Raw genomic sequence first — 20,389 nt, forward strand, 5'->3', positions numbered from 1 at the left:
CTTAGTGGCGAACTGACTGGCCTGCCGGTAGTCGAAGGTCCACGAATTTCGCTCTTAATCGACGGACGAAGAACATACATGTCGCTTTTAAAAATCGCCTCCGTGGCCTGTATCGCCTTGACCCTCGGCGCCTGCCAGAGCCTGTTTCAACCCAGCTATCGGACCCCGCTGGAAGCCACCCGTGACGCCAGCGAACAAAGCAAGCCGGGCTGCGCCAGCGCCGATTGCCCACTGGTGAACATCGACACCGTGCACTTCGCCAAAGAACCCAAGCTGGATGCGCTGATCGAACAGCGCCTGCTGGAGATGACCCGTACCAAGCCCAGCGACCCGCTGCCGACGAGCCTGGCGACGTACAGCGAGCAATTCCTGCAGACGGCTGCCCCCGGCAACAACATGTATTTGCAGGCCAAGGTACGCGAGCAGCATGACGGCTTGGTGATCATCGAGTTGTCCAGCTACCTGGACCAGGGCGTCACCCACGGCGAACCGGGCCGCGCGTTCATCAACTATTCGCGTCCGCAGCAAAAGGCCCTGAAGTTGACCGACATGCTGCTGCCAGGCAAGGAAGACGCATTCTGGAAAGCCGCCCAGGTGGCCCACAACAGCTGGCTGATCAGTACGCGCCTGAGCCTGGAGCCGGAGTTCGTCAAAAGCTATCCCTTCCAGAAAACCCCGAACGTGGCGCTGACCTACGGCGGCGTGACCCTCAAGTACCCTACCACCACCATCGCGCCGTACGCCCTGGGCCACGTCGAGTTGCAGATTCCCTACTCGCGCCTGGACGGCATCCTCAAGCCTGAGCTGGTTCCCGTACGCCGCTGAAGGCCCGGCCCAGGATGAACTGCAACAGCCCTGCCAGCACCAGCGCCGGCAGGGTCGCGCCGACATCCGGATACAGGTTGGCGAGCAGATGGTAAGTCGCAATGCCCCCCAGCCACGCCAACAACGCCGGCCAACGCAGCGAAGCCACAGCGCCCTGGCCGCGGCGGCGCAGGATGAAATGATCGACCAGTACCACGCCAAAGAGCGGCGCGAATACCGAGCCGATCAACAGCAGGAAGTTCTGGTACTGCGCCAACGGCGCAAAGCAGGCGATCAAGGTGCAGAGCACGCCGATCGCCAGCGCCAGGTGTTCGACTTTCAAGCGCAACAGAATCCCGCTGGACACTGCCGCCGAATGAATATCGGCAAAGGCGTTTTCCGACTCATCCAATAGGATCAGTAGCAGCGGAATGCCCAGGCCCGCTCCGGCCAAGGCCAGCAGCAGTGCGTTGACCTCCCCGCTTGGCGCAAAGGCCAGGGTGTAGGCCACACCGAGGCTCATCAGCCAGAAGTTGCCAATGAAGAAGCCCAGCGCCGTACCGCCGAACACGCTCTTGGCGCGTTTGCCGAAGCGCGAATAATCGGCAATCAGCGGCAGCCACGACAACGGCATGGCGATCGCAATATCAAAGCCCACGGCAAACGGCATCGATCCGTCACCGGCCTGGGCCCAGAGGGCGGCAAGGTCGGCTTTGGCGAAGAGGTTCCAGGTCAGCCACAGGCACGCGCCGAGCAACAGCCAGATCCCCCACTTGCGCAAGATCTGCCGCACGAAGGTCAACGGGCCGCTGACGGCCAGCAGGGTCGCCAGGCCACCGAAAAACAGCGTCCACAGCAACGGGCTCGCCAGCAGGCTGGCGTCGCTGAAAGCCCGCACACCCAACAAGCTCGCGGCATCGCGCATGACGATGATTTCAAACGAACCCCAGCCAATCAGTTGCAGCAGGTTCAACAGCGCCGGCAGGCTGGCGCCCTTGGCACCGAGGCTGAGCTTGAGGGCGGCCATGGCGGACAGCCCGGTGTCGCTGCCGATCACGCCGACGGCGGCCAGCAACAGCACGCCGGCCAGCGTGCCGAGAAAAATCGCCAGCAATGCGCCGGACAACCCCAGGCCCGGCGCGAGCAACGCGCCGGTTTGCAGGACCATCAGGCCGATGCCGAGGGAGAACCACAAGGAGAACAGGTCGCGGGCGCCGAACACGCGCTTGTCAGCGGGGACCGCGATGTCCGGGGAATAGGTACTCGGTTGAATGCTCAAGGGTGTTATCTCTGAGGGGCACTTGTTGTCAGGGAGATTGCAATCGGGGGCAAGCCCCCTCCCACATTGGATCGGCTGTGAACACAAAAACTGTGTATGGCTCAGTCAATATGTGGGAGGGGGCTTGTCGAGTCGTCACACCGCCCCGATGACGGCGGTACAGGCACCGCCGTCTCTGGATCAGACCTTCTTATAAAGCTGGCTGCCTTCCTGCTTGAACCGCTCCGCCTGCTCGGCCAGGCCCTTGGCCACGTCCACATCCACCGCGTCAATGCGCTGGTTGGCCGCGTACTCACGCACTTCCTGGGTGATTTTCATCGAGCAGAACTTCGGCCCGCACATCGAGCAGAAATGCGCGACCTTGGCCGAGTCCTTCGGCAGGGTTTCATCGTGATAGGACCGTGCGGTGTCCGGATCGAGGCCGAGGTTGAACTGGTCTTCCCAACGGAACTCGAAGCGCGCCTTGCTCAAGGCGTTATCGCGGATTTGCGCACCCGGATGACCTTTCGCGAGATCGGCTGCATGGGCGGCGATCTTGTAGGTGATGATCCCGGTCTTCACATCATCCTTGTTCGGCAGGCCCAGGTGTTCCTTGGGCGTGACGTAGCAGAGCATGGCGCAACCGAACCAGCCGATCATTGCCGCACCGATGCCCGATGTAATGTGGTCGTAGCCGGGTGCGATGTCGGTGGTCAGCGGGCCGAGGGTATAGAACGGCGCCTCGTCGCAGCACTCGAGTTGCTTGTCCATGTTTTCCTTGATCAATTGCATCGGCACGTGGCCGGGGCCTTCGATCATGGTTTGCACATCGTGCTTCCAGGCGATCTTGGTCAGTTCGCCAAGGGTCTCCAGCTCGCCGAATTGCGCGGCGTCGTTGGCGTCGGCAATCGAACCCGGACGCAAGCCATCGCCCAGGGAGAAGCTGACGTCATAGGCCTTCATGATTTCGCAGATTTCGTCGAAATGCGTGTAGGTGAAGTTCTCTTTATGGTGCGCCAGGCACCACTTGGCCATGATCGAACCGCCACGGGAGACGATGCCGGTGACACGCTTGGCGGTCAGTGGTACGTAGCGCAGCAACACCCCGGCGTGGATGGTGAAGTAGTCGACGCCTTGCTCGGCCTGTTCGATCAGGGTGTCGCGGAACAGCTCCCAGGTCAGGTCTTCAGCGGCGCCACCGACTTTTTCCAGGGCCTGGTAGATCGGCACGGTACCGATCGGCACCGGCGAGTTGCGAATGATCCATTCGCGGGTTTCGTGGATGTGCTTGCCGGTGGACAAGTCCATCACCGTGTCCGAGCCCCAACGAATGCCCCAGGTCAGTTTCGCCACTTCTTCTTCGATGGACGAACCCAAGGCGCTGTTGCCGATGTTGCCGTTGATCTTCACCAGGAAGTTACGGCCGATGATCATCGGTTCCAGTTCGGTGTGGTTGATGTTGGCTGGAATGATTGCGCGACCACGGGCGATTTCTTCGCGCACGAATTCCGGAGTGATGATTTTCGGCACGCTGGCGCCGAAGCTGTGGCCGGCGTGTTGCTGGTCGAGCAGGCCACTGGCGCGGGCTTCTTCAAGCTTCATGTTTTCGCGGATGGCGACGTATTCCATCTCGGCGGTGATGATGCCTTTGCGCGCGTAATGCATCTGGGTGACGTTGGCGCCGGCCTTGGCGCGACGCGGGTTCTTCACGTGGGCAAAGCGCAGGGCGGTCAGCTCGGCATCGTTCAGGCGCTGCTGACCGAAGTGCGAGCTCAGGCCGGACAGGCGCTCGGTATCGCCCCGGGACTCGATCCACGGCGAGCGCACATCGCCCAGGCCTTTGCGCACGTCGATGATGACGTTGGGGTCGGTGTAGGGGCCGGAGGTGTCGTAGACCACCACGGGCGCATTGATTTCACCGCCGAAATCGGTGGGTGTGACGTCCAGGCTGATTTCGCGCATCGGTACGCGAATGTCCGGGCGAGTGCCTGGCACGTAGATTTTTTGCGAGCGGGTAAACGGCTGCACGGACCCGGAATCGACTTTGGCCGACTCACTCAAGTGCACGGTATTTTTTGATTTTTGGCTTTTTAATTCGGTGCTCATCACGGGCTCTCCAACTATCCAGGCGGTGGATTTTTGTCGGAGCGAACCTGTGACGGATGGACGCACTGAAAACAGTGCTGTGCTTGGTGCACGAAGGCTGTTCGATTGTCGAACAACATCCCGGACGAAGCACAAGAGGACTCGCCGGGTGACGAGAAATCTTGTTCCCTACGCAGGCGCTAACCTGATCAGGTTCAACGGGATCCGGTATTTACCGATCTCAGCCTTCTAACAAGGCACCCCGACAAGAACGTGGCCAGTCTAGACCAGGGTGGGGGCAAATTGCCAATAGCCGTGCATTCAGCGTGATGAATGGCGCATTTGCGGGATTGTTGTGCCGTGGTTGCGCCACTACACTCGGATGCTGCCTCAACGCTTGACGCCAGGAATGGCCAGCTTTAGCCTTGGGCGCTAAATTATAGCCGTAATATTCACACTAGGGATCGCCTCATGCTGCGCAAACTCTCACTGGCTCTTGCCGTGTCTTGTGCGACCAATGGAATGGTCTGGGCAGCTGAAGCGCCCTTGTCCGCCAGAACCGACCTGGTCAGCGTCTATCAGGAGGCGGTAGACAACAACGCCGACCTCGCCGCTGCCCGCGCCCAATATGGCGCACAGAAAGAAGTGGTGCCCCAGGCCCGCGCCGGCCTGCTACCGAATTTGTCGGCCGGTGCCGATATCAATAATGTGCGCACCCAGATCGACACCCCGGCCGCCACCGCCAACCGCGATGCCCACTCCTGGCGCGCGACCTTGAGCCAGCCCTTGTTCCGTGCCGACCGCTGGTTCCAGTTGCAAGCCGCCGAAGCCGTCAACGAACAGGCGGCGCTGCAACTCTCGGCCACCGAACAGAACCTGATTCTGCAAAGCGCCGAGAACTACTTCGCCGTGCTGCGTGCCCAGGACAACCTGGCCTCGACAAAGGCCGAAGAAAATGCGTTCAAGCGCCAACTGGACCAGTCCAACGAACGCTTCGACGTGGGCCTGTCGGACAAAACCGATGTGCTGCAATCCCAGGCCAGCTACGACACCGCGCGAGCCAACCGGATCGTCGCGCAACGCCAGGTAGATGACGCCTTCGAAGCGCTGATCACCCTGACCAACCGTCAATACAATTCGATCCAGGGCATTGTGCATACGCTGCCGGTGTTGCCACCGCTGCCGAACGACGCCAAGGCCTGGGTCGAGACCGCCGGCCGCCAGAACCTCAACCTGCTTGCCAGCAACTATGCGGTGACCGCCGCCGAGGAAACGCTCAAGCAGCGCAAGGCCGGGCACGCCCCCACCCTGGACGCCGTGGCGCAGTATGAAAAGGGCGATAACGACGCGCTGGGCTTCAGTAACCCGAATGCCTTCGGCACGCCTTATGGTGGCGATGTCTCGCAACGTACCATTGGCCTGCGCCTGAACATCCCGCTCTACAGCGGCGGCTTGACCAGCTCGCAAGTGCGTGAATCCTATTCGCGCCTCGGCCAGACCGAGCAGCAACGCGAAGGCCTGCGCCGCCAGGTGGTGGAAAATACGCGCAACCTGCACCGCGCAGTGAACACCGATGTGGAACAGGTCCAGGCACGCCGGCAGTCGATCATCTCCAACCAGAGCGCGGTGGAAGCCACGGAAATCGGTTACCAGGTGGGTACGCGCAATATCGTCGACGTGCTCGACGCCCAGCGCCAGCTCTACGCGTCGGTGCGCAACTACAACAACAGCCGCTATGACTACATCCTCGACAACCTGCGCCTGAAACAGGCGGCGGGCACGTTGAACCCAGGGGACCTGCAGGACCTGGCGCGCTACCTCAAGGCCGACTACAACCCGGACAAGGACTTCCTGCCGCCGGACCTGGCCAAGGCGGCTGCCGAGCAGTTGAAAGCCCGCCCAGGCAATTGAACACACCGTAAAAACCCTGTGGGAGGGGGCTTGCCCCCGATAGCGGTGTACCAGGTGAACTCATGTTGACTGACACTCCGTCATCGGGGGCAAGCCCCCTCCCACATTTGGCTCGCCAGTGCGTCAGTGAGTTATCAGGCGATCAAGGCCATCCAACAATCGCTTCAAAGCGCCCTGGTTGGCCTGCATCACCTTAAGCCCCGCCTGCGCCATCCGCTGGGCGTCCTGCGGCAGCTCGAACAGTTGCCGCACGGCCTCGGCCAACCCTTCGGCGTCATCCACCTCCCGCAACGCACCCGCTTCGCGCATCATCGCGGTAATTTCGAGGAAGTTGAACACGTGGGGGCCCATGATCACCGGCTTGGCCAGCGCCGCCGGTTCCAGCGGATTATGCCCACCGGTCGCCACCAGGCTGCCACCGACGAAAGCGCTGTCGGCCAAGGCATACAGAAACAGCAATTCGCCCATGGTGTCACCGAGCAGCACCGAGGTCTGCGCGGTGACCGGCTCACCGCTGGAACGCCGCACCGTGGCAAACCCCTGTTGCCCACACAGCTCGAACATCGGGCCGAAGCGTTCCTGATGACGCGGCACCAGAATCAGCAACGCGTTGGGGTAGCTTTCGAGCAGTTGGCGATGGGCGGCGAGCACCACTTCATCTTCGCCTTCGTGGGTACTGGCGGCGATCCACACCGGGCGCTCAGTGGCACCCCACTGCTCGCGCAGGGCAGCGGCACGCACCGGCAATTGGGGGTCGACGGTCAGGTCGAACTTGATCGAGCCAGTCACCGTTACGGTTTCGGGGCGCGCACCCAGGCTGAGAAACCGCTGGGCCTCGGTGTGCGTCTGCACGGCGAACAGGCTCATCTGCGCCAGCATCGGTGCCGTCAGCTTGGCGAAACGCGCATACCCCTTGGCCGAACGCGCCGATAACCGCGCATTGGCCAGCGCCACCGGAATACCGCGTTGGGCGCAGGCATGGATATGGTTGGGCCACAGCTCGGTTTCCATGATCACGGCCAGCTTCGGCTGCACGCGATCAAGAAAACGCTTGGCCGCACAGGGCAAATCGTAAGGCAGGTAGCAATGCTGGATGCGCGGCTCGTTGGCGAACAACGCCTGGATGCGCTCGGACCCGGTGGGCGTCATGCAGGTGACGGTGATGGGCAGTTGTGGATAACGCGCCAACAGCCCGCGAATCATCGGCGCGGCGGCGATGCTTTCCCCCACCGACACGGCATGCACCCAGATCCCGCCGGGTTGCATCACCGGCAAGCCGTAGGAAAACCGCTCGGCCACGCGCTGGGCATAGGCCGGCGCCTTGCGCGCACGCAACCACAGACGTAAGGCCACCAACGGCAGCGCCAGGTAAAACAGACAGCTGTAGAGAGTTCTATTCATGGCGGCGGAGTTTATCGGCTTTTTCAGTCGATCGCCTGCAAGCACTCGGCAAAACGTTCGGCGAGAAAGCGCGCGGCGGGACCGAGGGGCTCATCGCGGCGCCACACCAGCTCGACCACCAACGCCGGTGGCGTCCATTCGCTGTCCAGTTCGACCATCAGGTTCTGGTACGACGGGTACTGCACCACATGCCGGGGCAACCACGCCCAGCCCAGGCCACGGGTCAGCCACTCGGCCAGCACGTAGAAGCTGTCGGCACGCCACACCTGCGGGCTGGCGGCCTCGCTGCCGGGATAGACGCTGGTCTGGGTCGACATCAGCAACTGGCGAAATTGCGCCAGGCGCTGGCAGTCCACGGTTGCCTGCGCCGCCAGGGGATGGTTGCGACCGCACACCGTGACCATCTCCACACTGCCCACCACCCGCCGCTCCAACGCTTCCGGGATCTGGTCGTGATAAAACAGCATGCCCAGGTCGGCCTTGCGCTCCACCAGCTTGCGGGCGACATCCCCCTGGGCCGCGCTGGACAATTGCACCTCCAGGTTGGGAAAGCGTCCAGCCAAGGCATCGAGACTATCCAGAACCGGCTGATAGAGCATCGCCTCATCCTGGGCCAGGCGCAGACAAGCTTCCTCGCCACGCATCAACGACATCGCGCGGCCATTGAGGCGTTCGCACTGGCGCAAGACCTCCTTCGCTTCTTCGAGCAACACCGTGCCGGCTTCGGTCAGGCGCGGCTGGCGGCCACTGCTGCGCTCGAACAGGCTCACGCCCAAGTCCGCCTCCAGCAGGGCGATCCCATTGCTGACCGCCGACTGCGCCTTGCGCTGCTCCCGCGCCACCGCCGAAAACGAGCGCTGCTCGGCCACCCTGACAAACAAGCGCATCTGCTCCAGATTCCACTGCACGCCCATGGCTCAACCTATCTTCATTCCAGATAGGTAATGACTTTACCCCATCTAGCGAAGCCCTAAAATACCGACATCATCAAGTGCGCTCTACACCGAGGATCTACCCATGAACCCTGCCTACTACTACCTGGCCATTGCCATCTGCTCGGAAGTGATCGCCACCGTGTCGATGAAAGCCATCAAGGGCTGGAGCACCCCTATCCCGCTGTTGCTGGTGATCGTGGGCTACGGCGTGGCCTTCTGGATGCTGACCCTGGTGGTGCGTACCGTCCCCGTGGGTGTGGCCTACGCGGTTTGGGCCGGGATGGGCATTGTGATGGTCAGCATTGCCGCGCTGTTCATCTATGGCCAGAAGCTCGATCTGCCGGCAATGCTCGGGATGGGCTTGATCGTGTTGGGCGTAGTGGTGATTCAGCTGTTCTCGAAAACCGCCGGCCACTGAGATCCCCTGCCAATATTGATCCCGGGCAAAGATCGATCCGTTGAGTCTGTATACTTGGCAACTTGATTTGAACACTGAGGTTGCCCATGCCATCCGTTATTTCCACCGACGTTCTGATTGTCGGCGCCGGGGTTGCCGGCCTCTGGCTCAATGCGCGCCTGCGCCGCCAGGGTTTTTCCACGGTGGTGGTGGAAAGCGCCACCCTCGGTGGCGGGCAGAGCGTGAAGTCTCAGGGGATCATTCACGGCGGCGCCAAGTACGCCCTGCACGGCGCCCTCACCGGCGCCTCCGAGGCGATTTCCGATATGCCGCGCCGCTGGCGCGAAGCGCTCGCGGGCAACGGCGAGCTGGACTTGTCCGGCGTGCGCCTGCTGTCTGAAGCCCATTACCTCTGGTCCCCTGGCACACTCGCCGGCAACCTCACCAGCTTTTTCGCCAGCAAGGCCGTGCGCGGCCGTGTCGACCAGGTCAAGGGCGACGATCTGCCGCTGGCCCTGCAAGACCGCCGTTTCAAGGGCAAGGTCTATCGCCTGGCGGAATTGGTCATCGATGTTCCCAGCCTGATCGAACGCCTGGCGCAACTGGCCGGTGATGGCTTGCTCGCCGGGCAACACATCGAACCGCTGCGCGAAGGCGACACATTGATCGGCTTGAAAGTCGATGGCCGCGAGATCCGCGCCCAGCGCATCGTATTGAGTGCCGGCGGCGGCACTGCAGAGTTGCTGGCGGCCCTGGGCCTGAGCCAGCCGGCCATGCAGACACGCCCGTTGCACATGATCATCGCCAAAGGCCCAGGGTTGAAGCCGCTGTACGCCCACTGCCTGGGCGGCGGTACCAAGCCGCGCGTTACCGTCACCACCCACCCGGCCGCCGATGGCAATTGGGTCTGGTACCTGGGCGGCGAAATTGCCGAGGCCGATGGCGTGGCGCGCACGCCTGAAGAGCAAATCGCCACCGCCCAGAAAGAGCTGGCGCATTTGCTGCCGTGGATCGACATGAGCCAGACCCAGTGGGCCACCCTGCGCGTCGACCGCGCCGAGCCGCTGCAATCGGGCCTGAGCCGCCCCGACAACGCCTTCCTCGCCGAAGAAGGCCACCTGCTGGTGGGCTGGCCGACCAAACTGGCCCTGGCGCCGGACTTCGCCGATCGAGTGATCCACGCTCTGGAGCGCGACGGTATCCACCCAGGCCCGGCCACCCCGCTGCCCGACCTGCCCAAGCCCGCCATCGGCCAACCCGCCTGGGAGCAACTGCTGCCATGACCTTGCCCACCCTGCACGACCTGCATCGCCCCCTGGGCAGCACCGGCCTGCTGGTGTCGCCGCTGGGCCTGGGCACCGTCAAGCTGGGCCGCGACCAAGGGGTGAAATACCCCAGCGGCTTCCAGATTCCAGATGATGACGAAGCGCGGATGCTGCTACGCCAAGCCCGCCAACTGGGCATCAACCTGATCGACACCGCCCCCGCCTACGGCCGCAGTGAAGAACGCCTGGGCCCGCTGTTACGCGGCCAGCGCCAGGACTGGGTGATTGTCAGCAAGGTCGGCGAAGAGTTCGAGGAAGGCGTGTCCCGGCACGATTTCAGCGCGGCCCATACCCGAATGTCGGTCGAGCGCAGCCTGAAACGACTGGAAACGGACTTCATCGACCTGGTGCTGGTGCATTCCGACGGCAATGACCTGCATATCCTCAACGACTGCGAGGTCTACCAGACCCTGGCCGAGCTGAAACGCGAAGGCAAGATTCGTGGTTTCGGCTTCTCCGGCAAAACTGTCGAGGGCGGTGTGAAGGCCCTGGAACAGGGTGATTGTGCGATGGTCACCTACAATCTGAACGAACAGGCCGAGAAAGCCGTCATTGATTATGCAGCGGTCCACGGCAAGGGCATCCTGGTGAAAAAAGCCTTGGCCAGCGGCCACGTGTGCCTGGAGCCTGGAATGGATCCAGTTCGCGCCAGTTTCATGTTGTTGTTTGCGCAAACGGGCGTCGCCAGTGCTATTGTCGGGACCATTAATCCGCTGCACCTGGCTCATAACGTGGCGACCGCTGCCCAGGTCATTCGTCAACTCTGATGCCGCCGACGCGGCCGACCCCGTCGCAGGAAGGAGCCGACATGCCGCGAACCCTCATAAGAAAAAACCCCAGCAACTTCAAGACACTGCCGCTGCACGTCGAAGCGACCCCCGAAGGTTTGAGTTACCAGAGCGTCGGCATGCCGCTCAACTTCGCCCAGACCCTGCAACGACGCAAGCCGGTCGAGGTGGCAGACCCCGAGCGTTTTGTCCTGGAACTGGCGAACCTCGGGGTATCGGTGCGTCTGACCCTGCATTGGCAAAACAAGGATTACTGGGTACTGGTGCGCCAGCGCCGCCAGGATCGGGGCGATGTGGTGCTCAAGCTGATCTCCGGCTACGTCCCCGCCCATGAACTGAACCTGCCGCTGCACACCGCCATCCAGGAAATTGCCGAAGAATGCCTGCTGGAAACCCCCGAAGGCTGGCTGAGCGGACGTTTCAACGATACCTGGCTACCGGCCCCCTACTCCTCAGCCCTGCACTACCGCGAAGCCCTGCCGTTTCGCCTCAGCCCACTGTCCGGCGCGGCACGCCCGGTGCGCTGTGCGACAACCCAATTGATCGAACGCCCACGAGCCTACGTGCACCTGCCCACGGCGTCGCTGCAACTGATCTATGACTTGCGCCTGGAAGTGCCGAAGGAAGCCAAGTCCCTGAGCCTGTTCCATGTGGATGAACGACTGGAAGGCGACCAACTGGTCGCACGCCTGGATCGCCAGCGTCCGGACCTGTACCTCATGCCGCTTAAGGACGGCCAGCCGCTGCCCGAGCTGTACACGGTCAAGAAAGACCAACTGTACCCGGCGAGCACTCGGGGTTTGTACCTGGCCGAAAGCTTCGCTCAGCAGGAGGGCTGGGTGGTGCGTGACGAGCGCATTCGCTGGAAGGATTGGCTCAGGCAGCAAGGCCTGTCACAACCTGAAAAAGAATCGAAATTGAAAGCCCTGACCGGCAAGGCGCGGCAGATGCTGCGCAAGATCGTGCCGAAGAAAAAGGCCAGTCGCTAGCGCCCAAGGAACGCAGAACGCTTCATGGAGCAGGACGAATATGGGAGCCCTCGAGCCCCCACATTCGATCAGATCAGCCGTTAAGCAGCCGCTCGAGCCCTACCTTCAATGGGGTGGGCTCTGGCAGTTTGAAGTTGGCCAACAACCTCTGGTTATTCGCCCGCGAATGCCGGATATCCCCCGAGCGCGCCGGCCCGTAAGTGATAACCGGCAGCGCGCCAACCACCTCTTCCAGCGCCTGCAACACCTGCTTGAGCGTGGTGGTTCGGTTCCAGCCCACATTGATCGCCCCCAGCGGTGCATCCTCGACCTCGATAGCCTGCACCAGCACGTCCACCAGGTCTTCCACGTACATGAAATCGCGGGTTTGCTCACCGTCGCCGAACACGGCAATCGGCACGCCCTGTTGCACACGCTCACTGAAGATACTGATCACCCCGGAATACGGCGAGGACGGATCCTGGCGTGGCCCGAAGATATTGAAGAAACGGAAGATCACCGGCTCCAGGCCATGCTGGCGGCGGTAGAAGTCGAAATAGTGCTCACCGGCCAGCTTGTCCGAGGCATAGGGTGTCAGCGGTGCCTTGGTGGTCTCTTCGTCAATCGAAGCGCCCTCGCCGTTGTTGCCATACACCGCGGCACTGGAGGCAAACACCACACGCTTCACACCGGCCTTGCGCATGGCTTCGCACACATTCAAGGTGCCGACGAAATTACTCTGGTGCGTACTGACCGGATCATCCACCGATGCCTGGACCGAGGCCACGGCAGCCAGGTGGACCACTGCAAAAACGCCGACCGCCGCACGCGCCACCAGCGCTGCGTCAGCGACATCGCCCTCAACCAGTTCGACGCGAGGATTGTCCAGCGCCAGGTTGCTGCGCTTGCCGGTGGACAGGTCATCCAGCACCCGCACGGCATAACCCTTGGCGAGCAAGGCATCGACCAGGTGCGAGCCAATAAAGCCCGCCCCCCCGGTAATCAGGACCCGCTTATCAGCGTTACTCATTGTTGCGGATCTTCTCGACGATGGCGGTGGTCGAGCTGTTCTCGACCAAACCCAGCACTTTGACCTTGCCGCCGTAGGCACTGACGATATCGGCTCCCACGACCTGGTCGACGGAATAATCACCGCCCTTGACCAACACGTCCGGCTTGACCTGGGCCAGCAGGTTCTCAGGCGTGGCTTCCGGGAAGCTGATGACCCAATCTACCGCGCCCAGGCCAGCGAGCACCGCCATGCGCCGGTCAACACTGTTGATCGGACGACCAGGGCCTTTGAGACGGCTGACCGAAGCGTCGTCGTTGACCGCGACGATCAGGCGATCGCCTTGGGCGCGCGCCTGCTCCAGGTAGGTCACGTGGCCGGCGTGCAGGATGTCGAAGCAACCGTTGGTGAACACAATGCTTTCGTTGTGGGCTCGCGCATCGTCGATCGCCAGCAGCAATTGCTCGATCGTCAGCACGCCACGCTCCGAACCTTCGGAACGCTGGATCGCCCGGCGCAATTCAGGCGCGCTGATGGCCGCAGTCCCCAGCTTGCCGACCACGATGCCCGCCGCCAGGTTGGCCAGGGCTACCGCGTGGGGCAGTTCCTCGCCGGCCGCAATGGACGCGGCCAGGGTGGAAATCACGGTGTCACCGGCGCCGGTGACGTCGAACACTTCACGGGCCCGTGCCGGCAGGTGCATCGCCGGGTGGTCGGGGCGCAGCAAGGTCATGCCGTGCTCGCCACGGGTCACCAGCAAGGCGCCCAAATCAAGCTCGGCCATCAGCGTTGCGCCCTTGCTCACCAGCTCATGTTCGTCGGCGCAACCGCCAACGATGGCTTCGAACTCGCTGAGGTTCGGGGTGATCAGGCTGGCGCCCCGATAGATCGAGAAGTCCTTGCCCTTGGGATCGGCCAATACCGGAATGTTGCGGGCCTTGGCGGCCTGGATCAGTACCTGGTGGTTCCTCAAGGCGCCTTTGCCGTAGTCGGACAACACCAGCACCTTGATGCCTTCGAGCAACGCGTCGACCTGGCTGCTGAGGGCCTGGGCGTCGGTGGCGAAGGGTTCTTCAAAATCAATACGCAGCAATTGCTGGTGACGACTCATCACCCGCAACTTGACGATCGTCGGCTGATGGGCGATGCGTTGGAACACCGCGCGTACACCGGCGCCACGCAGGCTGTTGGCCAGGCTGTCGGCGGCTTCGTCGTCGCCGGTCACGCCCACCAGGGAAGCTGGGGCGCCGAGGGCGGCAATATTAAGGGCAACGTTGGCAGCGCCGCCTGGACGGTCTTCGATTTGCTCGACCTTGACTACCGGTACCGGCGCCTCAGGGGAAATCCGTGAGGTACCGCCATGCCAGTAACGGTCGAGCATGACATCGCCGACCACCAAGACAGGGGCTTGATCGAATCGCGGCATGGACAACTTCATGGAGCAACCCACATACAAAATGAACAGGGGCGCGATATTAGCACAGGGTTGCGGGAGGTTTGCGGGAGGGTTGCAATGTGGGCGCCGGCTTGTCGAGGCAAGCCGGCTCCCACAGGATCAGGTGATATCAGCAGTAACCGGCGCATCCAGCCCCATGGCATGCAAGCGGGCGTAGTAGCCATTCTGCGCGAGCAGTTCGCTGTGGGTGCCACGTTCGACAATGCGACCGTCGTCCATCACCAGGATCAGGTCGGCCTTCTCGATGGTGGACAAGCGGTGCGCGATCACCAGAGTGGTGCGGCCTTGCATGACCTTGTCCAAGGCGGCCTGGATATGCCGCTCGGACTCGGTGTCGAGGGCCGAGGTGGCCTCGTCGAGAATCAGCAGCGGCGCGTTCTTCAGCAAGGCACGGGCAATGGCCAGGCGCTGGCGTTGGCCACCGGACAGCAGCACGCCATTTTCGCCGACCTGGGTATCGAAGCCCTTGGGCAACTGGTCGATGAAGTCCTTGGCATTGGCATCCGCCGCCGCCGCTTCAACGTCGGCCCGGGGCGCACCGGCCAGGTCGCCGTAGGCGATGTTGTTGTTCACGGTGTCGCTGAACAGCGTCACATGCTGGGTCACCTGGGCAATATGCTTGCGCAGGTTGAGCAGCTTGTAGTCTTCGATCTCGACGCCATCCAGCAGGATTTCCCCGCTTTCATGGTGGTAGAAACGCGGGATCAGGCTGGCCAGGGTCGACTTGCCGCTGCCCGAGCGCCCGACCAGGGCGATCATCTGCCCAGGTTCGGCGGTAAAGCTGATGTCCTTGAGGACATGGCGCTCGGTACCGGGGTAGGTGAAGTTCAGGTTGCGCACTTCCAGGCGCCCATTGACATGGTCACGCTCGATGGTGCCGCGGTCGACTTCAACTTCTTCGTCCAACTGCTCGAAAATGCTTTCGGCGCCGGCCACGCCCTTCTGGATGGTCGAGCTGACTTCCGAAAGCTGGCGGATCGGCTTGGGCAGCAAACCGGCCAAGGTGATGTAGGCCACCATGTCACCGGCCGACGCGTCACCGCGAAGATAAAGAACCAGGAACATCAGCACCGCCATGGCGGTGTAGATCACCAGTTGCAGGGCCGGGGTGTAGATCGCCCCGGTGCGGGTCATGCTCAACTGTTTGTTGGTGTTGCTCTGGCTGGCCTTGAGGAAGCGCTTTTCCTCGTAGACTTCACCGCCGAAGCTGCGCACCACGCGGTAGCCCTGGATGGTTTCCGAGGCCACGTGGGTGACGTCGCCCATGGCGACCTGGATCTTCTTGCTCTGCTTGCGGAATTTCTTGCTGGCCGTGCTGACCATCACCGCGATCAGCGGCAGGATGGCGATCATCACCAGCGTCAGGCGCCAATTCATGAACAGCAGCGAGGCAAACAGGAAGATCACCGTCATGCCTTCGCGTATCACCACCTTGATCGCATCGGTCGCCGCCCCCGTGACCATGGTCACGTTGAAGGTGATGCGCGAAATCAGGTGCCCGGAATTGTGATTGTCGAAATAGCGGTTGGGCAGGGTCAGCAGGTTATTGAACAACTGCACGCGCAGGTCATGGACCAGGCCCAGTGACACCTTGGCCAGCAGGTAGTTGCCCAGGAACGAACCCAGGCCCTGCCAGGCCGCGATCAGGATGATCAGCAGCGGCACGGCTTGCAGCAACTGCAGGTCACGCAGGAACGGCACGCTGGGGAACAGCACAGCTTCCGGATTGGAAAGGCCGTCGACAAAGTACTTGAGGATGTAACCCAGCATGGGCTGGGTCGACGCGAAAATCAGAAATCCGACGATACTCAGCGCGAACAAGCCCGCGTAGGGCCTGACGTAACTGAGCAGGCGGAAGTATATTTTCAAGCTCGAAGGGCTTGCGCTCGGACTGGAGTCGGTCATATCACGCGGCGTTTTGAAAAAGGAGGCTGACTTTAGCACAGCTTCTCTGTTGTACTTGCACCCGGCATGACCCACAACCCGGTTGGATCCAACCGGCGACATTATATAGCCACTACTTTAAGATGGTCGGCTTTCTCAATCTGGAATGGCTTTGCGTATGCACTCCAAGCGCCTGATGTATGGCTCAAATCGCGTTTTCGACTTTCTGGTTCTCTGGATTTTGCCCATTGGCTTGTTGTTGTTGCTGAGCTCGTTGTTCTTCGTCACCAATCGCAATGTGCTGCACAAGTTCTACTACGCCCTGTTCAGTGCGCCGACCTTGCTGCTGCTGTGCCTGCGCCCGCGGGAATTCAAGGAACTGTTGCGCGAGCCGCTGGCGATCGCATTCCTGGTGTTTTCCGCCTGGGCCCTGATCAGCCTGTTCTGGAGCCCGGAGCAACACCCGGACACGGACCTGTTCAAGCGTCCCCTGCACACGTTCATGCTGTTTGCCGGCTGCGGGCTGTTGCTGCATTACCGCAATGAACTGTTCAAGCCGATTTTCTTCAGTGCGGCGGTGATCGCACTGGTGGTCTGCCTGTGCAACCTCGTGGCATTCGTCAAGGGTTTCGAGCCGGGCATGCGCATGATCGGCGGCCGCGGCGCCCTCGATAACCCCCTGCTCAGTTCCCACGTATTCGGCTTCTTCTGCGTTTACTGGCTGTATGTCTGCATGACCACCCAGCGCCTGAGCGTGCTGTGGTTCAGCGTACCCGCCCTGGCTATCATGACCGCGACGGTCCTGGCCACCGGTTCGCGCACGCCACTGGTGGCACTGACGCTGGCCATCCTCTGGATGACCTTTATCAGCCGTAATCGCCGCTCGGCACTGCTGATCGCGGGCATGGTCGTGGGCGCCGCCGGGCTCCTGCTGTTCTACCCGGAACTGATCACCAACCGGGGCAGTTCGTTCCGCTTTGAACTGTGGGGCATGTCGCTGCAACGCATCGCCGCACACCCGTGGATTGGCCACAGCTACGATTCGGAGCTGTACCTGACCCTGGCCGATGGCTTCCAACTGCGCGAGCCCCACAGCTTCGCCCTGGGCGTGTTGTATTACGTCGGTATCATCGGATTTATCCCGTGGATCTTCATGCTCGGCTGGGGCCTGTACAAAGGCTTCAAGGAACGTGCGCAGCCGCTGTTTATCCTGGCATCTTCCCTGCTGATGTACGGCATCGGCGCCGGCCTGACCGAAGGCGGCGGCATCCTGTCGCGACCCAAGGAGCACTGGTTTGTCTTGTGGATCCCACTGGCTCTCATCGCCGGCCTGAGCATCGCCCAGCGTCGTCGCAGCGTGCTGCGCATGCCGGTACAAGCCCTCAAGCCAGCCGCCTTCGAGCAACTGTGCAGCCATGCACACGTCATCGAAGCCGACGGCCTGGGCCCGAAAGTCCTGCGCCTGGCTGACGGCCGTTTCCTCAAGGTCTTCCGCCCGCGGCGCTGGTACACCTCGGGCAGCTTCAACCCCTACTCCGAGCGGTTTGCCAGTAACGCCGAGCAATTGCGTACCCTGGGTATCCCCACGCCGCAGATTCTTGGCCTGTATGGGCTGCACGACGGCAGCAGCGCCGTGATCTACTCGCCGCTGCCCGGCCTGACCCTGCGCCAGGCCCTGCAAAGCCTGGACAGCAGCCTGCGCGAGTCGCTGATCGAGCGCTTCGGCCAGTTCATGGCCCAGTTGCATGAGCGCGGCGTGTACTTCCGTTCGTTGCACCTGGGGAACGTGCTGCTGATGGATGACGGTGAGTTCGGCCTGATCGATATCGCCGACCTGCGCATCTTCCCTTCGCCGCTGCGCAACGCCCTGCGCCAGCGCAACCTGCGCCATATGCAACGCTACCCGCAGGACCGCGCCTGGTTGTTCGAGACTCACTTCGAACAGTTGGCCAAAGGTTATGCGGCCGTTGCCAGCCAAGGCGCCACTGCGAAGATTCGGGCACAGGTGCAGGCTTTGGCGATTCCCAGCGCCTGATAAAAAAGGCGACTATCACCGCTGATAGTCGCCTTTTTTTACCCCCCTCGCCGCCTCAGTTCCTGAGGGGCATCAGGTACAGACGCACCAGGCCACGCAAGGTCTTGCGCCCCCAGAACTTCAATGGGATCTGCTTGAGGATCTCCCGCGCCAGCGGCCGGTCCCGGTCGGCGGTCTTGAGGAACATCGAGTTCAGGAAGTTGTAGCGCACCGCGTCATAAGCCGGGTGCTCGCTGAACTTGGCGTAGGTCTTGAGGATGTTCTGGATCATGTAGCGGTGGTTCTTGTAGGTGTTGCTCGCGTGCTGGCGATAGCGCGCCATCACCACGTCGAGGGCGTCGATGGTGTAGCCCGCGGCAGTGATCTTCAACTGGATCAGCAAATCTTCCAGGGGAATCAGCGGATCGAAGCCGCCCACTTGCTCCAGCGCTTCGCGACGAATCAGCATGGTCGGCGCCGGCGGGAAGGGTTTGCGATCCATGAACAGATCATCGAAATCCAGGCTGCGAAACGGGACGTCGCGGCGCTGTTTCTTCTCCGGGTGCAGGTGACCGTCGCCATTGATCAGCTCGATGTTGCCGGCGCAGATGCCCACTTTCGGCTTGTCCTGCATGTACGCCACCTGAATGGCAATACGATCAGGCAGCATGATGTCATCGGAGCCGAACGGTGCGATCAGGCTGCCCTTGGCGCGGGCGATGGCGCCGTTGAGCGTGGCGGTCAGCCCCTGGTTCTGTTGTACCTGGAAATCAAAGCCGTGCTCGGCCTGCAGGCGCTGGATACGTTCGACACTGTCATCCTTGGAGCCGTCGTCCACCACCAGCAGTTCGATATTCGGGTACGTCTGGGCGAGCACGCTGAGGATGCTCTCTTCGATGTACCGGCCATGGTTGTAGGACGCGATAATCACCGAGACCAGGGGTTGCTGCTGAGTCATGCTCTTCCTACTTCCTTTAAACCGCTTTCGATCAAGTCCAGGTATTTCTGTTGGAATTCGGCCAGGGCGTGGTTTTCTTCCAGGTAGCGGAACACCTGTTCACCTTTGGCACGCAATTGTTCGTCACTCATCGCCAGGTAGGTATCCAAGGCGGCTGTCAGTTGCTCGACATTGCCGGGTTCGTGGGACAAACCACCCGTCCCCTCCACCAATGGCAACATGGCCGGGCCATTGGAGGCAATCACTGGCAGGCGCCCGCTCATGCCTTCCAGCAGCGCCAGCCCCAGCCCTTCCAGCAACGAAGGCATGGTCCAGATATCGAAGGCACGCACGTATTTGAGGCCATCTTCACGAAAGCCCAGCAAGTGCGCGCGGCCGGTGAGGCCGAGGCGCTCGATGTCCGCGCGCAAGTCCGCTTCGGCACGGCCAGAGCCGATGATGCCGACCTGGGCGTTGGGGTATTTGTCCTTGAGCCGGGCAAACGCCTGCAACAGGTGCGTGTGGCCCTTGATCGGCACCAGGCGCCCCAGGGCGCCGATGATTCGTGCATCGAGGGGCAGGCCAAGTTCCTGGCGCGCCTGGTCGCGGGGCAGTTGCAAGGCTTCGGCCTGGGGAATGTCGATGGCATTGGTGACGAAGGTGGTGTTCTCGCGGGTAAAGCCGCAATTGAGGCCGACCAGGTAGTCACGGACCGCTGCCGACACGCCGACGAAGCGCCAGGCCGGGCTCACCAGACGGCGCGTCTGGCGCCGACGGTAAGCCCGCTCGTACTCGCCAAACCCATGGGAGATGCCGATGCACAGCGGGATCTTCAACCAGCGGTTGAGCGACAGCATCATGTTCACCGACTTGAAACGGTTACAGATGACCACATCGAACTTCTGCTCGCGGCAGTACTTGTAGATTTGCCACATGGCACCCAGGCGAATGCCCTTGAGGGCCTTTTCGGGAAACTCGAAATACTTGGAGTGCGCGGCCACGCTCAACGGTTGGCCCGGCCGCGGGCGCCCGCTGAGGAAGGCCGACGTGACCTCGAAACGCTCGACCGGCAACGACTTGACGATCTGCTCGCCGAGGTCGGCGAAATCATTGAGCTTGACGTTGTAGTCCGGCTGCAACTGCAAAACCTTGAAACGAGGCTTCATATCACTCCATGGGGCAATCAGGCCGCTACGCGCGAGCGGCCCAACGAAAAA

Annotated in this window: 16 protein-coding genes and 1 riboswitch; of the genes, 7 read left to right on the forward strand and 9 right to left on the reverse strand. The window is 62.0% G+C overall.

Annotated features, from left to right (window positions below):
- Positions 1–78: 78 nt before the first annotated feature.
- Positions 79–825, forward strand: a complete 747-nt coding sequence (locus tag QU606_RS04165) for an RsiV family protein (RefSeq protein WP_304998134.1) — start codon at positions 79–81, stop codon at positions 823–825.
- Here the strand turns inward: QU606_RS04165 and cytX are convergent.
- A complete protein-coding gene (gene cytX, locus QU606_RS04170; RefSeq protein WP_304998135.1) occupies positions 794–2,083 on the reverse strand; it encodes a putative hydroxymethylpyrimidine transporter CytX in 1,290 nt (429 codons plus the stop codon). The two genes, QU606_RS04165 and cytX, sit on opposite strands and share 32 nt — an antisense overlap.
- A 180-nt stretch (positions 2,084–2,263) precedes the next feature.
- Positions 2,264–4,168 (reverse strand): phosphomethylpyrimidine synthase ThiC, encoded by a 1,905-nt coding sequence (thiC, locus tag QU606_RS04175; protein WP_024073055.1) that lies wholly within the window; start codon positions 4,166–4,168, stop codon positions 2,264–2,266.
- Between the two features lie 148 nt (positions 4,169–4,316).
- Positions 4,317–4,422, reverse strand: a riboswitch (TPP riboswitch).
- Positions 4,423–4,618: 196 nt separating this feature from the next.
- On the opposite strand from thiC, the gene QU606_RS04180 reads away from it, so the two are divergent.
- The gene (locus tag QU606_RS04180; protein WP_024073054.1) at positions 4,619–6,058 is read left to right on the forward strand and encodes a TolC family outer membrane protein; all 1,440 of its coding nucleotides are present in this window, start codon (positions 4,619–4,621) and stop codon (positions 6,056–6,058) included.
- A 123-nt stretch (positions 6,059–6,181) separates the two neighbouring features.
- Here QU606_RS04180 and waaA read toward each other — a convergent pair whose 3' ends face one another.
- Together waaA and QU606_RS04190 are read right to left on the reverse strand one after the other, a co-directional pair.
- Complete coding sequence (waaA, locus tag QU606_RS04185; protein ID WP_024073053.1) at positions 6,182–7,459, reverse strand: lipid IV(A) 3-deoxy-D-manno-octulosonic acid transferase; 1,278 nt, start codon at positions 7,457–7,459, stop codon at positions 6,182–6,184.
- Positions 7,460–7,482: 23 nt separating this feature from the next.
- The gene (locus tag QU606_RS04190; RefSeq protein ID WP_024073052.1) at positions 7,483–8,373 is read right to left on the reverse strand and encodes a LysR family transcriptional regulator; all 891 of its coding nucleotides are present in this window, start codon (positions 8,371–8,373) and stop codon (positions 7,483–7,485) included.
- 103 nt (positions 8,374–8,476) lie between these two features.
- Between QU606_RS04190 and QU606_RS04195 the strand changes: the two genes are divergently transcribed.
- From QU606_RS04195 to QU606_RS04210, 4 genes are all read left to right on the forward strand, one after another.
- Positions 8,477–8,812 (forward strand): multidrug efflux SMR transporter, encoded by a 336-nt coding sequence (locus QU606_RS04195; RefSeq protein ID WP_024073051.1) that lies wholly within the window; start codon positions 8,477–8,479, stop codon positions 8,810–8,812.
- A gap of 86 nt (positions 8,813–8,898) precedes the next feature.
- Entirely contained in the window at positions 8,899–10,074 is a 1,176-nt protein-coding gene (locus QU606_RS04200) for an FAD-binding oxidoreductase (RefSeq protein ID WP_024073050.1), read from the forward strand.
- Positions 10,071–10,883: an aldo/keto reductase gene (locus QU606_RS04205; protein WP_024073049.1), complete on the forward strand. Its 813-nt coding sequence runs from the start codon at positions 10,071–10,073 to the stop codon at positions 10,881–10,883. Before QU606_RS04200 ends, QU606_RS04205 begins: the two co-directional genes overlap by 4 nt.
- 41 nt (positions 10,884–10,924) lie before the next feature.
- Positions 10,925–11,893 (forward strand): hypothetical protein, encoded by a 969-nt coding sequence (locus tag QU606_RS04210; protein ID WP_024073048.1) that lies wholly within the window; start codon positions 10,925–10,927, stop codon positions 11,891–11,893.
- A 73-nt stretch (positions 11,894–11,966) separates the two neighbouring features.
- On the opposite strand, the gene QU606_RS04215 is transcribed toward QU606_RS04210, so the two are convergent.
- The 3 genes from QU606_RS04215 to msbA all read right to left on the reverse strand — a co-directional run bounded on the left by QU606_RS04215 (position 11,967) and on the right by msbA (position 16,242).
- Positions 11,967–12,902: an NAD-dependent epimerase/dehydratase family protein gene (locus tag QU606_RS04215; protein ID WP_193690119.1), complete on the reverse strand. Its 936-nt coding sequence runs from the start codon at positions 12,900–12,902 to the stop codon at positions 11,967–11,969.
- Positions 12,895–14,319: a bifunctional D-glycero-beta-D-manno-heptose-7-phosphate kinase/D-glycero-beta-D-manno-heptose 1-phosphate adenylyltransferase HldE gene (gene hldE / locus QU606_RS04220; RefSeq protein WP_024073046.1), complete on the reverse strand. Its 1,425-nt coding sequence runs from the start codon at positions 14,317–14,319 to the stop codon at positions 12,895–12,897. The genes QU606_RS04215 and hldE overlap by 8 nt, the downstream gene beginning before the upstream one ends.
- 117 nt (positions 14,320–14,436) lie before the next feature.
- Positions 14,437–16,242, reverse strand: coding sequence for a lipid A export permease/ATP-binding protein MsbA (gene msbA / locus QU606_RS04225; protein ID WP_150292205.1), 1,806 nt, complete (start codon positions 16,240–16,242; stop codon positions 14,437–14,439).
- 157 nt (positions 16,243–16,399) lie between these two features.
- Here msbA and QU606_RS04230 point away from each other — a divergent pair, with 157 nt between their 5' ends.
- Positions 16,400–18,256 (forward strand): bifunctional O-antigen ligase/aminoglycoside phosphotransferase family protein, encoded by a 1,857-nt coding sequence (locus tag QU606_RS04230; protein ID WP_168232237.1) that lies wholly within the window; start codon positions 16,400–16,402, stop codon positions 18,254–18,256.
- A gap of 55 nt (positions 18,257–18,311) precedes the next feature.
- On the opposite strand, the gene QU606_RS04235 is transcribed toward QU606_RS04230, so the two are convergent.
- Positions 18,312–19,193 (reverse strand): glycosyltransferase, encoded by an 882-nt coding sequence (locus QU606_RS04235; RefSeq protein WP_168232236.1) that lies wholly within the window; start codon positions 19,191–19,193, stop codon positions 18,312–18,314.
- A complete protein-coding gene (locus tag QU606_RS04240; RefSeq protein WP_304998136.1) occupies positions 19,190–20,338 on the reverse strand; it encodes a glycosyltransferase family 4 protein in 1,149 nt (382 codons plus the stop codon). The genes QU606_RS04235 and QU606_RS04240 overlap by 4 nt, the downstream gene beginning before the upstream one ends.
- Positions 20,339–20,389 lie beyond the last annotated feature (51 nt).

It is taken from the genome of Pseudomonas sp. OVF7 (genome assembly GCF_030644265.1).
In the GTDB taxonomy this organism is placed as follows: domain Bacteria; phylum Pseudomonadota; class Gammaproteobacteria; order Pseudomonadales; family Pseudomonadaceae; genus Aquipseudomonas; species Aquipseudomonas gorinensis.

Coding starts and splice junctions, on each gene's coding strand:
- QU606_RS04165 (WP_304998134.1), top strand. CDS start 79: ATGTCGCTTTTAAAAATCGCCTCCGTGGCCTGTATCGCCTTGACCCTC.
- thiC (WP_024073055.1), bottom strand. CDS start 4,168: ATGAGCACCGAATTAAAAAGCCAAAAATCAAAAAATACCGTGCACTTG.
- QU606_RS04180 (WP_024073054.1), top strand. CDS start 4,619: ATGCTGCGCAAACTCTCACTGGCTCTTGCCGTGTCTTGTGCGACCAAT.
- waaA (WP_024073053.1), bottom strand. CDS start 7,459: ATGAATAGAACTCTCTACAGCTGTCTGTTTTACCTGGCGCTGCCGTTG.
- QU606_RS04190 (WP_024073052.1), bottom strand. CDS start 8,373: ATGGGCGTGCAGTGGAATCTGGAGCAGATGCGCTTGTTTGTCAGGGTG.
- QU606_RS04195 (WP_024073051.1), top strand. CDS start 8,477: ATGAACCCTGCCTACTACTACCTGGCCATTGCCATCTGCTCGGAAGTG.
- QU606_RS04200 (WP_024073050.1), top strand. CDS start 8,899: ATGCCATCCGTTATTTCCACCGACGTTCTGATTGTCGGCGCCGGGGTT.
- QU606_RS04205 (WP_024073049.1), top strand. CDS start 10,071: ATGACCTTGCCCACCCTGCACGACCTGCATCGCCCCCTGGGCAGCACC.
- QU606_RS04210 (WP_024073048.1), top strand. CDS start 10,925: ATGCCGCGAACCCTCATAAGAAAAAACCCCAGCAACTTCAAGACACTG.
- QU606_RS04215 (WP_193690119.1), bottom strand. CDS start 12,902: ATGAGTAACGCTGATAAGCGGGTCCTGATTACCGGGGGGGCGGGCTTT.
- hldE (WP_024073046.1), bottom strand. CDS start 14,319: ATGAAGTTGTCCATGCCGCGATTCGATCAAGCCCCTGTCTTGGTGGTC.
- msbA (WP_150292205.1), bottom strand. CDS start 16,242: ATGACCGACTCCAGTCCGAGCGCAAGCCCTTCGAGCTTGAAAATATAC.
- QU606_RS04230 (WP_168232237.1), top strand. CDS start 16,400: ATGCACTCCAAGCGCCTGATGTATGGCTCAAATCGCGTTTTCGACTTT.
- QU606_RS04235 (WP_168232236.1), bottom strand. CDS start 19,193: ATGACTCAGCAGCAACCCCTGGTCTCGGTGATTATCGCGTCCTACAAC.
- QU606_RS04240 (WP_304998136.1), bottom strand. CDS start 20,338: ATGAAGCCTCGTTTCAAGGTTTTGCAGTTGCAGCCGGACTACAACGTC.